The organism is Pseudomonas sp. ASL8, from assembly GCF_056680355.1.
This window is the reverse complement of the sequence record NZ_CM155278.1, coordinates 2,213,718-2,228,107: the sequence shown is the minus strand read 5'-3', so window position 1 is coordinate 2,228,107 and position 14,390 is coordinate 2,213,718. Positions and strand designations below refer to the sequence as shown.

Sequence of the window (14,390 nt, the reverse complement as noted above, 5' to 3'; positions counted from 1 at the left end):
GCTGGGTCAAAAGGCCTAATCCAGACGCCCCCTATCATTAGCCATCGCCACAACTAATGTCTAATGGAGCAATCATGCACAAGTCACTGCTCAGCGCGTCCCTGTTCGCGCTAGCGCTCAGCGCACCTCTCGTCCACGCCCACGAAGCCGGTGACATCATCGTCCGTGCGGGTGCGGCAACCGTTGCCCCTAATGAAGACAGCGGCAACCTGAAGCTTGATGGTGCCAAAGTTTCGGGCACGAAAGCGACCCTGGACAGCGATACCCAACTGGGTCTCGCAGTGGCTTACATGATCACCAACCACATCGGTATCGAGCTGCTGGCGGCAACGCCGTTCAATCACACCGTTGCAGTCAAGGGCCTCGGCCCGGCACTGGATGGCAAGCTTGGCGACATCAAACAACTGCCACCCACTTTGTCGTTGCAGTACTACCCGATGGAGTCCTCGTCCAAGTTCCAGCCTTACGCGGGCATCGGCTTGAACTACACCATGTTCTTCAATGAAGACCTGGACAGCACACGCAAAAGCGAAGGCTTCAGCAACCTCAAGCTGAAGGACTCCTTCGGTTTGGCCGGGCAAGTGGGCATGGACTACATGCTGACAGACCGGATGATGCTTAACGCATCGGTCTGGTATATCGATATCGACACTAAAGCAACCATGGACGGCCCGACTGCCCTCGGCGTAGGCCGCACCAAGGTCAATGTTGATGTTGATCCATGGGTTTACATGGTGGGTATCGGCTACAAGTTCTAACGCGCCCCAAAAGGCACGTATAAAAAAGGCACCTTCGCGGTGCCTTTTTTGCGTCGGCTGAATTAACGCCCGAGCAAACGCGCCAGACCGACGCTCAGTGGCGTTGGCTCAGGGAACTTGAAGCGTTCGAGCAAGCGTTGATTGTTGGCCCGTGAATGACGGATATCACCTGAGCGCGCCGGCAGGTAACTGATCGCAGGCAAGTCCCCCACCACCTGAGACAAAGCCATCAGCAGTTGATTCAAGGTGGTGGCCTGATTAAGGCCGACGTTGATTGCGCCAACCTCAACAGCAGGCAGTTCCAGCGCCTGCACCAATATCGACGCCAGATCGCCAACGTAGACAAAATCCCGGGTCTGTTCACCGTCGCCGAAAATCGCGATCGGCAGCCCTTTCTCGGCACGTTCGCAAAAAATGCTGATCACCCCGGAATACGGCGAAGACGGATCCTGACGCGGACCAAAGATATTGAAAAAACGGAACACCACCGGTTCCAGACCATGCTGGCGGCGGTAGAAATCCAGGTAGTACTCGCTCGACAGCTTGTCCGCCGCATAGGGGGTCAAAGGTGCCTTGGGCGTGTCTTCGAGGATTGACTCACCTTCACCGTTGTTGCCGTAAACAGCAGCACTGGAGGCGAACAACACACGTTTGATCCCTGCCTGCCGCATGGCCTCGCAAACGTTCAGGGTGCCGACAAAGTTACTTTGATGCGTGCGCACCGGGTCGTCCACTGACGCTTGCACCGATGCCACCGCCGCCAGGTGCGCAACAGCCTGGCAGCCGATGGCAGCGCGCGCGACCAATGCCGCATCGGCGACATCGCCTTCGATCAATTCGACGCGTGGATTATCCAGCGGCAGGTTACTGCGTTTGCCGGTGGACAGGTCGTCCAGAACGCGCACCGTATAACCCCTCTCAAGCAGGGCATCAATCAGGTGCGAGCCAATGAAGCCGGCGCCGCCGGTGACTAAGACAGGTGCATCAACCATGACGATAATAACGATCCAGTAGGCTTGGCAGACCGGCACGCCAAGCACGAGGCTTGATGCCAAAGGTATGGAGAATTTTCTTGCAGGCCAGCACCCCGTGTTGCGGCTCTTCGCTGGCATCGGGGCTGGCGGCATGGGCTCGCGCGGTCGGGGCTTCGATGGCCAGTGGGTGCAACAATCTCGCCTCGGTCAGGATCGCCTGCCCCAACGCCAGTGGCGTGGTCGCTTCGTGGCCCGCGTAGTGATAGGTGCCCCACAGCGGCGCCGCACAATCGAGTTGTTTGAGCACGGAAATAATCACCCGCGCCGCATCATCGACCGGTGTCGGATTACCGCGACGGTCATCGGCCATCGGTATTTCTTCAGTCGATTCAGCCCGTGCAAGGAAACGCCCGAGCACACCATCCCGGCTGTCATCGAGCAGCCAACCAAAACGCAGCAGCACATGCTGCGGGCAGGTCGCGCGCACGCTTTGTTCGATGCGCCACAATGCCTGACCGCGCTGACCCAACGGTATCGGTTCGTCTTTTTCGCTGTAGGCGGTCGCTCGCGAGCCATCGAATACCCGATAGCTGGACGGTTGCAACAGCACGATATTGTGGTGTTGGCACAGTTCGGCAAGGCGCTCGATAGAGCGTTCCTGGCCAGCCAGACGCGGCTCGCTCACTGTCTCCGCCTGAAACCAGTCGAAGTAGTAAGCAAGATTGATCAAGGCATCGGGGCGGGTGTCGTCGAGCAGTTGCGTCAGGCTCGCAGCGTCCCAACCGGCTTCCGGTGGACGTGGCGCGAGGAAACCAATGTCTTCCTCGGCACCCAGACGAATCAGCGCCTGCCCGAGGGCATTCCCGCCGCCCAATAGCATAAGGCGCATTCGCATAGAGTCAGCAGGCTCGGTGTCAGAATCAGTTCAAAAAGAGTCAAAAAACGTCTGCAAACATAACACGTTGGAACCTATCCCCCAAGAGGCGCAAGGCCTGCCGGGGTTTGCAGGCGCACCGCCCCCGACAGGTGATCCCGCAGATCGGGCCAATCCCGCGCCCTCTTGCATCTTGATCACGCCGCCCGCATAAATCACTGATGACTCTTCTCAGCCTTCCGGACCCGGTTCTGGGCGCGTTCCACCCCGCCGTCAGTGCCTGGTTTCACAGCACATTCCCGGCGGTGACGGCTGCTCAGGCGCAGGCGTGGCCGCTGATCAAGGCGCGGCGTTCGACCTTGATCGCCGCGCCCACCGGTTCCGGCAAAACCCTGACCGCCTTCCTTGCGGTACTCGACGATCTGGTTCATCAGGGCCTGGAGCATGGCGGCGAGCTGCCGGACCAGACGTTTGTGGTCTACGTGTCGCCGCTCAAGGCGTTGTCCAATGACATCCAGATCAACCTGCAAAATCCACTGATCGGCATCACCGAACAATTGGCGCGCATGGGCCTGCCCGAACTGCGCATCACCACGGCCGTGCGTACCGGTGATACGCATCAAAAAGAACGCACGGCGATGCGCAAGACCGCACCGCATATTCTGGTGACCACCCCCGAATCCCTGTATGTGTTGCTCGGTTCGGACTCAGGTCGGCGCATGCTCGCCAGCACCCGCACAGTGATCGTCGATGAAATCCATGCGATTGCCTCAAGCAAGCGCGGCAGTCATCTGGTGTTGAGCCTGGAGCGATTGCAGGCGCTGTGCCCGGAGCCGTTGCTGCGCATCGGCCTGTCCGCCACGCAAAAACCCATCGAGCGCATTTCACGCTTTCTGGTGGGCAGCGATCCCGTCAAACGGCCCTGCGCGATTGTCGATATCGGTCACGCCCGCCCACGTGATTTAGGGATCGAGGTGCCGCCCGTGCCACTGGGCGCGGTCATGGCCAACGATGTCTGGGAGTTGGTGTATGACCGCCTGGCGCAACTGACCCGCGAGCATCGGACCACGCTGATTTTCGTCAACACCCGGCGCATGGCCGAGCGCATGGCCCGGCACTTGAGTGAGCGCCTCAGCAAACACGCCGTCGCCGCGCATCACGGGAGCATGGCGAAAGAACATCGACTGGACGCCGAACAACGCCTCAAGCGGGGCGATTTGCAGGTGCTGATTGCCACTGCGTCACTGGAGTTGGGCATCGACATCGGTGACGTCGATCTGGTCTGCCAGATCGCCTCGCCACGCTCCATCTCGGGATTCCTGCAACGGGTCGGCCGCTCCGGGCACCAGGTCGGCGGCACGCCAAAAGGCCGCTTGTTCGCCACATCACGCGACGACTTGATCGAATGCACCGCGCTGCTCGATTGCGTGCGACGTGGCGAACTCGACACCGTGATCATCCCCCACGCGCCACTGGATGTGTTGGCGCAGCAGATCATCGCCGAAGTCAGTTGCCAGGAATGGCAGGAGCAAGCCCTGCTGGATATGATCCGCAGGGCCTCGCCCTACGCCACTCTCGATGACGAGCATTATCAGGCGCTGCTGCGTATGCTCGCCGAAGGTTACAGCGGCCGTCAGGGCGTACGCAGTGCCTACCTGCACCGCGACGCATTGACCCGCACCCTGCGCGGGCGACGTGGCAGCAAACTGACCGCTATCACCAGCGGCGGCACGATCCCGGACAACGCCGATTACAGCGTCATACTGGAACCGCAAGTCCTGAACATCGGCACGGTGAACGAAGACTTTGCCGTGGAAAGCATCGCCGGCGACATCTTCCAACTGGGCAATACCTCATACCGCATTTTGCGCATTGAAACCGGTCGGGTGCGGGTCGAGGATGCGCAGGGCCAGCCACCGAACATCCCGTTCTGGCTCGGTGAAGCGCCGGGACGCAGTGCCGAGCTGTCGTTTGCCGTGGCGCGCCTGCACGCGCAGATTGATGAACTGCTCAGCGCCAGCCCCGGCGATCTACAGCCCTGCATCGACTGGCTGATCGACACCCTCGGACTCGATCTGGCCAGCGCCGGGCAAGTGGTGGATTACCTGGCCCGAGCCCGCTTGGCGTTGGGCGCCTTACCGTCGCAAGACACCCTGATCATGGAGCGTTTCTTCGATGAGTCCGGCGGCACGCAACTGATTATCCACACGCCGTTCGGCAGCCGCGTCAATCGCGCGTGGGGCCTGGCGTTGCGCAAACGGTTTTGCCGCACCTTCAATTTCGAGCTGCAAGCCGCCGCCAGTGAGGACGCTATCGTGCTGTCGCTATCGACCAGCCACAGCTTCGAGCTGGATGAGGTCTGGCGTTATCTGAACGCCAACAGCGCCGAGCATCTGTTGGTCCAGGCCGTACTCGATGCTCCATTGTTTGGCGTCCGTTGGCGCTGGAATGCCAGTGTCGCCCTGGCCCTGCCGCGCTACGTCGGAGGACGTAAGGTCGCGCCGCAAATACAGCGGATGAAAAGTGAAGACCTGATCGCGACCGTGTTCCCCGACCAGATCGCATGCCTGGAGAATGTGGTCGGTGAACGTGAAATCCCCGATCACCCGCTGATCGAACAAACCCTCGACGACTGCCTGCACGAGGCCATGGACTGCGAGGGCTGGCTGGCGCTCCTGCGGCGCATGGAACGGGGCCAGGTGCGTTTGATCAGCCGCGACCTCCCTGCGCCCTCGCCCCTCGCGGCGGAAATTCTCAGTGCGCGACCTTACGCCTTTCTTGACGATGCGCCCTTGGAGGAGCGCCGCACGCAGGCGGTGCTCAATCGGCGCTGGAGCGACCCGCAATCAACCGATGACTTGGGCGCACTGGACGCTGACGCGATTGTTGCAGTGTGTGAGGAAGCATGGCCGCAGCCGCAAAACATCGATGAGATGCACGAGGCGTTGATGAGCCTGAGTTGCATCAGCGGCGCCGAAGCGCGTCAACATCCTCAGTGGCTGGCGTGGCTGGAAACCCTGGCAACTTCCGGGCGCGCAACACGCCTGCAGATCAGCCCCGAGCACGCCTTGTGGCTGACCCTGGAACGCTTGACGTGCCTGCGCGCGGTTTATCCACAGGCCGAAATGCACCCATCGTTGCAGGCGCTGCCCGGTTTCGATGACCACTGGAACGAAGACGAGGCCACGCTGGAAATCATCCGCGCGCGCCTCGGTGGCTTCGGCCCATTACCGCTGCACGAGATCGCTGAGCCCCTGGCTTTGCCCATCGCCAACGTGGCACAGGCGCTGGCTCGACTGGAAGGCGAAGGGTACGTCCTGCGCGGGCGATTCAGCCCCGGCGCAACCGACGATCAATGGTGCGAACGCCATCTGCTGGCGCGCATCCATCGCTACACCGTCAAACGCTTGCGCCGGGAAATCGAACCGGTGTCGCTACAGGATTTCATGCGCTTTTTATTCGACTGGCAGCACCTGTCCAGCACTACCCGCAGCCAGGGAAAAGCCGCATTGCCCGAGATCGTGAATCAGCTGGAAGGCTATTCGGCGGCCGCCAGCGCCTGGGACAGTGACATTCTTCCGGCCCGACTCAAGGACTATTCGCTGACCTGGCTCGACGATTTGTGCCGCTCGGGCAAAGTGGTATGGACGCGATTGGCGCCGCGCAATAAAACCGGCGCTGCGGCGTTGCGCAGTACGCCTGTCGTGCTGCTGCCCCGAAGCCAGGTAAACCTGTGGAGTGAGCTGACCGAGCAGCCATCGCCTTCAGCGCTATCCCTGCGAGCGCAGAAAGTCCACGCGGGATTGGTCAGTCATGGCGCGTTGTTCTTCGATGAACTGCTGCACGAAGCCCATCTGCTGCGCACCGAACTGGAAACCGCATTACAGGAGTTAGTCGGTGCCGGGCTGGTGAACGCCGACAGCTTTGCCGGCCTGCGCGCCTTGATCACGCCCGCCAGCAAACGCTCTGCACACACCAGCCGCCGTAACCGTGGCGCGTTTATTGGAGGCATGGACGATGCCGGTCGCTGGGCCTTGCTCCGTCGCTCACCTGCGCCAGCACCCAGTGACGCCCCTCGACCGCAGCAGACTGCCGCGCCGACTCTGGAACATATCGCCATGACGTTGCTGCGCCGATACGGCGTGGTGTTCTGGCGTTTGCTGGAGCGCGAGGCCGATTGGCTGCCCAGCTGGCGCGAACTCTTGCGCACCTTCCATCGACTGGAAGCGCGTGGCGAGATTCGAGGGGGGCGATTTGTCAGCGGCCTGGCGGGCGAGCAGTTCGCCTTGCCTGAAGCCATTCCGCTGCTAAGGGAAATCCGCAAGCGCCCACTCGACGGCAGCCTGATCAGCCTGTGCGGTGCCGACCCATTGAATCTGGTCGGCACACTGTTACCCGGCAGCAAAGTCCCGGCGCTGGCCGGTAACCGCCTGATCTACCGCGATGGCATTCCGGCAGCGGCGATCATTTCTGGCAAGCCACAGTACTGGCTGGAGCTGGATGCGCTGGCTATTGCACAGGTGAAGGATCGGTTGCTGCACTGACTTCTTGGCTCCCTGCGCAGATCAACTGTAGGAGCAGGCTTGCCTGCGATCCAGTGCGAAGCGCTGGCAAAATGGGTCAGTTCACCCCCACGGGAAGGTCCTTCGGCCCTTTTCGCAGGCAAGCCAGCGCCTACGGACTTCGGCCAGAAGCAATGATCAGACACTTGCTGGACTCTCCGACCCATCACCGTTGGTCACTGTCGGTTTGGGCGGCACAGGCGGTTCATCCGCATTGGCTTCAGCGTGTGGGCTCATCACCACCTGTGGAAAAGTCTGGGCGAAACGCACATCAGGGGTTTTATCCACAAGCTTTTTCAGCCGTTCGTTGAAGGCGCGACTCACCCCATATTGGCCCCCCGACACGGTGCGGAACTGCGCGGTCAACACAACGCCATTGAGGTCCATCCGATCCAGGCCAAACACTTCCAGCGGCCCTTGCAGATTGCCCTTGAGCAACAGGTCGTCGCTGATCGACCCCCCTGCCTCGCGAATCAGCGCGGTGGCAGAGTCGATGTCGGAGTCGTAGGTGAACTGGATGGCGAAGAAGGCATACGCAAACTGGCGCGATTGGTTGGTCACGGCTTTGATCTGACCGAATGGCACCGAGTGCACGAACCCTTTGCCGTCGCGCAGGCGCAGGGTGCGGATGGTCAGGCTTTCCACCGTGCCGGAGTGGCCAGAGTCGAGCACCACCCAATCACCGATGGAAATAGTGTCCTCAATGATGATGAACAGCCCGGTGATCACGTCCTGCACCAACTGCTGCGAACCGAAACCGATGGCTAGGCCAACCACCCCGGCACCGGCTAACAGCGGCGCGACGTTAATCCCTAGATTGGCCATCGTGGTGATCGAACAAATCACCACCAGGATAATTTTTATCGCGTTGCGCAGCATTGGCAGAATGGTTTTTATCCGGGTGCTGGGCTGGCGCGAAGAGCGTTTATTGAGCGGTGGTTTCAGGGCTTCCTGAATGGCCGTGTCGAGGACCACCCACAACAACCAGGTCACCAGCATAATCAGGCCGATGCTGCTGAGCGAGTCACTGATCACCCGACCGACCGTATTGCGCTGGGCGAACTCGAACAGCGAAAAACCCCAGATCCGCCCGAGCACTTCGATGAATACGACCGCGAGCGCAATTCGCAGCACGGCATGACACAAACTCAGCAAGCGCTCCTTGTAGACATGCCCGCCACGCTCGGCGGCGGCATCGGCTGGCTTGAACAGGTGCTGAAACACCGTGCTCAAAAATACCGTGGCAATCAGCAACACGGTGGTCAGCAGAGCACAGCGCAGGGCTTTCTGGCTGTCCTCGCCGGCACCGATCAGATGGATCGCCGAGACCAGAATCATCAGCAGGATCGGCAAGTACCAGAGGCCGGAAAAAATCTTCAGCGATTCTTGCAACGCCGGCTGGTGCAGGCGGCCACTCAAGGATCGATTACAGATCAGATGCGCCACCGGCCGACGCAGCTTGATCACCAGCATGCAGAACACCACCGAGGCGAACAGTCCGGTAAACACCGCAATACTGCTGGTGACGTTGCTGCCCAACTGCCGGGAAATCTGCGGGCTGGTCAGCGCGTCGCTCAGGGCCGCGAGAAAGCCTATCAGAAACAAAGGCCGTGGGCTGTATTGGCGAATGATCCGTACCGCAGCGCGTTTGTGCCCGGCATTGAACATCACGATCACGCACAGCAACACCGAGGTCGAAACAATCCCGCTGCTGGTCGCATAGGCAAAACACAGCGCCAACGCACGCCCTACCGACGCCGACATGAAGTGGCTGACATACAACGTCAGCGGCAAGCTGATCACCGCCGGAAGGGTATAGGGCACCACGTAGTTCAACAGCGCCTGCACACGGTAGCGCTCAATAAGAACCCGATGCCGATTGAGGCGCGAGGCTATCAGGCGACCCAGTGAAAACAGAATCGCGAACACACCGATCCACACCGCCGACAGCATCAGGAAGTCCCCGGCGATACTGACGTTCGAGCGTGAGGAACGCTGATTGACCAGATTGTCTATCTCGTCGGCGGCTCGACCCGCACGCAAACGCCAGGAGTCGACCAGATCGTTATTCAGATCAAGTTGGCCCTGGACGTTATCAATGCTGGAGCTGATGGCGCCGAGCAAACCGCCTTGCACCAGAATTTCCGGAGGTGTCGGGGCGGCAGGAGCCGGCGCGATGCTGGCAGGCGCCGCAGGGGCCACGGTCGCCGCTGGGGCAGCCGAGGCAGGCGCTACGGCAGGCGCATCAGCGGCCTGGAGGTTAAAACTGCCCGCGCAAAACAGGATGCACAACAGCGTCACGGTCTTGAACTTCAACAAAGCGCGGCCCCCCCTTACATTTGATTATCCAGTGAGTATGAGGCTTCTAGACACTGATCGACATTTGCCCTGCACGTTCGTTCTACTCGCAAAGTGAATCCACCTGCCGATAGAGCCAGTCGATCATGCAGTCACCAATAGCTATTGGATAAAAAATGCCCAGCCTTCTAGGCTCTGGAGACTCAGACCCTCCACTATGAAGGTCAATCCAACATCGCGCTCTTGAGTGCAGAGCAACGAGGTGCAATTGTCAGATCGGATCTTGATGGACAGCTTTTCTCGCAAGGTCGATTACCTGCGCATGTCAGTGACCGACCGTTGCGATTTTCGGTGCGTCTATTGCATGGCCGAAGACATGGAGTTCCTGCCGCGCCAACGCATTCTCACCCTGGAAGAGATTTACCAGTTGGCCGAGCGCTTCGTTGCGCTGGGCACGCGCAAGATTCGCCTGACCGGCGGCGAGCCTTTGGTGCGCCGCGGGGTGGTCGATTTGTGTCGGCAAATCGCCGCGCTGCCCGACCTGCGCGAGCTGTGCATGACCACCAACGGCTCGCAACTGAGCGCGCTGGCGGGGCCGCTGTTCGACGCCGGGGTCAATCGGCTGAATATCAGCCTCGACAGTTTGAACCCCGAACGCTTTCGCGAACTGACCCGCACCGGCGATCTGACAAAGGTCATTGCCGGGATCGACGCAGCGAACGCGGCGGGCTTTCAGCGCACCAAGCTCAACTGCGTGGTCATGAAAGGCCGCAACGATCACGAGATCAACGACCTGGTCAGCTTTGCCATCGACCGTCAGCTCGATATCAGCTTCATCGAAGAAATGCCGCTGGGCACCATCCTTGAGCACAGCCGCGCGGAATCCTTTTTCTCCAGTGACCAGGTCCGCGAACTCATCGCCGAACGCTACACCTTGATCGACTCGACGGAATCGACCCAAGGCCCTTCGCGTTATTGGCGCCTGGCTGAAGCACCTGATATTCGTCTGGGCTTCATCTCGCCACACAGTCATAATTTCTGCGCGACCTGCAACCGTGTGCGCTTGACCGTGGAAGGCCGCTTGCTGTTGTGCCTGGGCAACGAACACTCGGTCGACCTCAAGGCTGTGTTGCGCGCTCATCCGGGGCAGCCGGAGAAGCTGGAAAAGGCCATCATCGACTCAATGCGGATCAAGCCCTACCGCCACAACTTCGACGTCAACGACGAGGTTCAAGTTGTGCGTTTCATGAACATGACCGGAGGCTAGCCGTTCCGGTCTGTTCTCAATCGCTTCAGTTGCTCCAGGACCCTCAGTCCATGATTGTCAGACCCAAACCGAACCTGCTGCAGATCCTGACGTCACTTAAAGGGTCCATCGCCAAGCACATCGTTGTTCGCAGCTTGCTGGTCACCCTGTTGGCCTCGGCCATCGTATGGGTCGAAACCCTGCACCCCGCCTACTTTTCCCGCGTCAGTGCCACACCCTTCACGCTGCTCGGGCTCTCGCTGTCGATTTTCATGAGTTTCCGCAACACCATGTGCTACGACCGCTGGTACGAGGGGCGCAAGTTGTGGGGGGAAATGATCATGGACATGCGCTCGATGATCCGCGAAACCCAGGTCATCAAGGACTCCGCCGAACGTGGGAGCATTCTGCGTAATCTGTGCGGTTTCTCACATGCGCTGAACGCCCACCTGCGCGGGGAAGACGAATTGGCTGAGGCCCGTCCCTGGCTGGACTTCGCCCCAGCGCCCAGCACCCCGAATATCAGTGAGCGCATCCTGCGTCATGTTGGCCAACAGTGTTCCGATCTGGCCGTGGCCGGCGACATCAGTGAATGGCGCTACACCCTGATGGAAACCCGCCTGAGCAACCTGACACGCACCCTCACCGCGTGTGACCGGATCAAAACCACACCGCTGCCCTTCCCCTACACGCTGCTGCTGCACCGGACGATTTATCTGTTTTGTATCCTGCTGCCCTTCGCCATGGCCGAGCCCCTGGGCTGGATGACACCGGTTTTCACCGCGATCGTCAGCTACACCTTCTTCGGGCTCGACGCCATCGGCGATGAACTGGAGGACCCGTTTGGTCGTAACGAACACAACCTGCCCACCGACTTCATCGTGCGAACCATCGAACGTGAAGTGCTGGACGCGCTGGGCGAGACCAACCTTCCGCCCGTGCTCGAACCTGTGGATTACGTGCTGAGCTGACTGGCGCCTTGGCACTGTCCATGGGATCGTCGCCGTATCAATTTTTTGAGTGCTACGCATGAACGCTTCATCGAATGACCACGCAGAGCAAGGTGTGCCCTGCTCGATTCTGCTACTGGCCGGTGGGCGCGGGCAGCGCATGGGCGGGCAGGACAAAGGGCTTATTCTGTGGAACGACCAGCCCTTGATCGCTTATGTGCACGACGTTGTCAGGCCGCTGACCGATGACCTGATCATCTCCTGCAACCGCAATCAGGATCGCTATCAGGCGTTTGCAGATCAGTTAGTGGGCGATGAACAGCACGATTTTCCAGGACCGCTGGCCGGGGTATTGGCCGGGCTTTCGGTTGCGCACCATGCCTGGGTGCTGGTTCTGGCGTGTGATGCGCCGAGGATTGATCGCCCGCTGATCGAGCAGCTGCTGAGCCTCGCAGGCCCTGCGGCCTCACCGTTGATGGTGCGCCAGGCCGGGCAATGGCAACCGATGTTCAGTGTGATCCCCACAGCCTTGCTGCCTGAGTTGCGCAAGCGCTGGGACCAAGGGGAACGCAGTTTGATGCGGGTGTTATTAGCACATGATTTACGGGCGCTTGACTGTGCGCCCGATGATCTGCGGCTGACCAATTTCAACACCCCGGACTTGCTGGGCTGACCGCCTGCGGGCAGCGAACATCAACCCAGCTCGGCCAGACACTTCTCTAAGATATCCAACCCTTCATTGAGCACATCAAGCTCGGTGGTCAAGGGCGGCAGCAGGCGGATGATATGCCGGGCCTTGCCACTGGGCATCAGCAGCAGTCCATTGTTTCTGGCGGTTTCAAGGAGCATGGCCAACTGGGCTGTCGCGGGCTTTCCTTCCGGTGTGATCAGCTCGATCCCGCGCATGGCGCCGACCCCGGTCAGACGCCCAAGGAAGGGCGACAATTTGCTGTCAAGCCAACCCTGATAACGACTCACAATCGCGTGTTCTTGTGCTTCGCCCCACGAGGACAGATTGGCGTCGGTCATCTGGTCCAGAGTGGCCAGGCCCGCAGCACACGCCATTGGATTGCCCGAATACGTGCCGCCCAACCCGCCTTTGGGCAATGCATCCATCAAAGCCTTTTTGCCCACCACCGCACCGAGCGGCATACCGCCAGCGATGCTTTTCCCCAACAGAAGCAAATCTGGCTCGATGCCTAGCCGGGAGAATGCAAAGCGCTGGCCGGTGCGTCCAAACCCTGACTGGATTTCATCGATGATCAGCAGAATGCCTTTTTCATCGCAAAACGTACGCAGGGTTTTGGCGAACTCAACGTCCAGCGCAAGGAAGCCGCCCTCGCCCTGAACAGGCTCCAGGATGAAACAGGCGACCTCTTCAACGTCGATTTCGACGCTGAACAATCGATCCATGGCGCTCAATGCTTCCGCAGCGGTGACCCCGTTATCCTTGCTCGGGTAAGGCAAGTGGTACACCGGCCCCGGCAGCACGCCGACCTTTTGTTTGTAAGGTGCTACTTTGCCGTTGAGGTTCAAGGTCGCCAGCGTTCGCCCGTGAAATCCGCCATCGAAGGCGATAACCGCCGAGCGTCCTGTGTAAGCACGAACAATCTTCAGCGCATTTTCTGCGGCCTCGGCACCGCTGTTGGTCAGCATGCCGACGACGGGATAACTGACCGGAATGAACGCCGCGAGCCGCGCCATGAATTGTTTGTAAGGCGCGTGGGGTACAGCGTTGAAGCAGTAATGCGTCAGCCTGGTCGCTTGCTCGCGGATGGCGTCGACGATGCGCGCGTTGCAATGCCCCAGGTTCAAAACGCCAATCCCACCGACAAAGTCGATATAACGCTTGCCGTCGTCATCCCACACCTCGGCGTTCTTGCCGTGATCCAGGGTGATGGGGTGGACCATCGATATCGAACCGCTGATTGATGCGCTGCTCATGCGTGAAAACACTCGTCAAGAAATCCTCGGCCATCTAAGCGAGGAATGCCCGGGTGCCACAAGCGAAATAAAATCGCGGGGTTATTCCTGATTTTCGGGATGTACCGTGGTTGCCCAGGACGGTAGACCCCAACTGGCAGGTGGCGGTAGAGGCGTCGCAGATCATGCGCTCACACCTCCGCAAAACCAAAAAGGCCCGTAGCGTTGGACGCTACGGGCCTTTTTACAGCTGAGGAGCTATATCCTAGAACGGAATATCGTCATCAAAGCTGTCGAAATCCGGAGCCGGTTGCGGTGCGGCCTGCTGCTGTGGAGCAGGACGCGATTCGCGTTGTGGCTGGGATTGCGGTTGGGACTGCTGTGGACGCGACTGTTGAGGGCGCGGCGCGGAGTTGGACATGCCGCCTTGACCCTGTGGAGCGCCTTCGCCTTGTGGACGACCGCCCAGCAGTTGCATGGTGCCTTGCATGTCGACGACGATTTCAGTGGTGTAGCGCTTGATGCCGTCTTTTTCCCACTCGCGGGTTTGCAGCTTGCCTTCGATGTACACCTGCGAACCTTTGCGCAGGTATTCGCCGGCGATTTCAGCAACCTTGCCGAACATCGAAACACGGTGCCATTCGGTCTTTTCGACCTTCTGACCGGTTTGTTTGTCGGTCCACTGTTCGCTGGTCGCCAGACTCAGGTTGGTCACGGCGTTACCGTTAGGCAAGTAGCGAACTTCGGGATCCTGGCCGCATGTACCGACCAATATGACTTTGTTAACCCCACGGGCCATAACGTT

At 60.0% G+C, this 14,390-nt stretch carries 10 protein-coding genes; 5 read left to right on the top strand and 5 right to left on the bottom strand.

What is annotated here, in order from left to right; genetic code table 11:
- The first annotated feature begins 74 nt into the window (after positions 1-74).
- Complete coding sequence (locus AC1MEA_RS10095; protein ID WP_480917633.1) at positions 75-758, top strand: OmpW/AlkL family protein; 684 nt, start codon at positions 75-77, stop codon at positions 756-758.
- Positions 759-820: 62 nt separating this feature from the next.
- Here the strand turns inward: AC1MEA_RS10095 and AC1MEA_RS10090 are convergent, their stop codons facing one another.
- Both AC1MEA_RS10090 and AC1MEA_RS10085 read right to left on the bottom strand, forming a co-directional pair.
- Entirely contained in the window at positions 821-1,750 is a 930-nt protein-coding gene (locus AC1MEA_RS10090) for an NAD-dependent epimerase/dehydratase family protein (protein ID WP_480917631.1), read from the bottom strand.
- The gene (locus tag AC1MEA_RS10085; protein WP_480917629.1) at positions 1,743-2,627 is read right to left on the bottom strand and encodes a sugar nucleotide-binding protein; all 885 of its coding nucleotides are present in this window, start codon (positions 2,625-2,627) and stop codon (positions 1,743-1,745) included. Before AC1MEA_RS10085 ends, AC1MEA_RS10090 begins: the two co-directional genes overlap by 8 nt.
- Before the next feature lie 200 nt (positions 2,628-2,827).
- Between AC1MEA_RS10085 and AC1MEA_RS10080 the strand changes: the two genes are divergently transcribed.
- Positions 2,828-7,150, top strand: coding sequence for a DEAD/DEAH box helicase (locus AC1MEA_RS10080; protein ID WP_480917628.1), 4,323 nt, complete (start codon positions 2,828-2,830; stop codon positions 7,148-7,150).
- A gap of 156 nt (positions 7,151-7,306) precedes the next feature.
- Here the strand turns inward: AC1MEA_RS10080 and AC1MEA_RS10075 are convergent, their stop codons facing one another.
- Positions 7,307-9,487, bottom strand: coding sequence for a mechanosensitive ion channel family protein (locus tag AC1MEA_RS10075; RefSeq protein WP_480917626.1), 2,181 nt, complete (start codon positions 9,485-9,487; stop codon positions 7,307-7,309).
- 247 nt (positions 9,488-9,734) lie between these two features.
- Here AC1MEA_RS10075 and moaA point away from each other — a divergent pair, with 247 nt between their 5' ends.
- The 3 genes from moaA to mobA are packed head-to-tail and all read left to right on the top strand — an operon-like array spanning position 9,735 to position 12,335.
- Entirely contained in the window at positions 9,735-10,733 is a 999-nt protein-coding gene (gene moaA, locus AC1MEA_RS10070) for a GTP 3',8-cyclase MoaA (RefSeq protein WP_449635093.1), read from the top strand.
- A 50-nt stretch (positions 10,734-10,783) separates the two neighbouring features.
- Positions 10,784-11,683, top strand: a complete 900-nt coding sequence (locus tag AC1MEA_RS10065; RefSeq protein ID WP_449635092.1) for a bestrophin family protein — start codon at positions 10,784-10,786, stop codon at positions 11,681-11,683.
- Positions 11,684-11,741: 58 nt separating this feature from the next.
- The gene (gene mobA, locus AC1MEA_RS10060) at positions 11,742-12,335 is read left to right on the top strand and encodes a molybdenum cofactor guanylyltransferase MobA (RefSeq protein ID WP_480917625.1); all 594 of its coding nucleotides are present in this window, start codon (positions 11,742-11,744) and stop codon (positions 12,333-12,335) included.
- Positions 12,336-12,355: 20 nt separating this feature from the next.
- On the opposite strand, the gene AC1MEA_RS10055 is transcribed toward mobA, so the two are convergent.
- Both AC1MEA_RS10055 and AC1MEA_RS10050 read right to left on the bottom strand, forming a co-directional pair.
- Complete coding sequence (locus AC1MEA_RS10055; RefSeq protein ID WP_480917623.1) at positions 12,356-13,606, bottom strand: 2-aminoadipate transaminase; 1,251 nt, start codon at positions 13,604-13,606, stop codon at positions 12,356-12,358.
- Between the two features lie 244 nt (positions 13,607-13,850).
- The gene (locus AC1MEA_RS10050) at positions 13,851-14,384 is read right to left on the bottom strand and encodes a single-stranded DNA-binding protein (RefSeq protein ID WP_219062767.1); all 534 of its coding nucleotides are present in this window, start codon (positions 14,382-14,384) and stop codon (positions 13,851-13,853) included.
- Positions 14,385-14,390: the final 6 nt, after the last annotated feature.

Coding starts and splice junctions, on each gene's coding strand:
- AC1MEA_RS10095 (WP_480917633.1), top strand. CDS start 75: ATGCACAAGTCACTGCTCAGCGCGTCCCTGTTCGCGCTAGCGCTCAGC.
- AC1MEA_RS10090 (WP_480917631.1), bottom strand. CDS start 1,750: ATGGTTGATGCACCTGTCTTAGTCACCGGCGGCGCCGGCTTCATTGGC.
- AC1MEA_RS10085 (WP_480917629.1), bottom strand. CDS start 2,627: ATGCGAATGCGCCTTATGCTATTGGGCGGCGGGAATGCCCTCGGGCAG.
- AC1MEA_RS10080 (WP_480917628.1), top strand. CDS start 2,828: ATGACTCTTCTCAGCCTTCCGGACCCGGTTCTGGGCGCGTTCCACCCC.
- AC1MEA_RS10065 (WP_449635092.1), top strand. CDS start 10,784: ATGATTGTCAGACCCAAACCGAACCTGCTGCAGATCCTGACGTCACTT.
- mobA (WP_480917625.1), top strand. CDS start 11,742: ATGAACGCTTCATCGAATGACCACGCAGAGCAAGGTGTGCCCTGCTCG.
- AC1MEA_RS10055 (WP_480917623.1), bottom strand. CDS start 13,606: ATGAGCAGCGCATCAATCAGCGGTTCGATATCGATGGTCCACCCCATC.
- AC1MEA_RS10050 (WP_219062767.1), bottom strand. CDS start 14,384: ATGGCCCGTGGGGTTAACAAAGTCATATTGGTCGGTACATGCGGCCAG.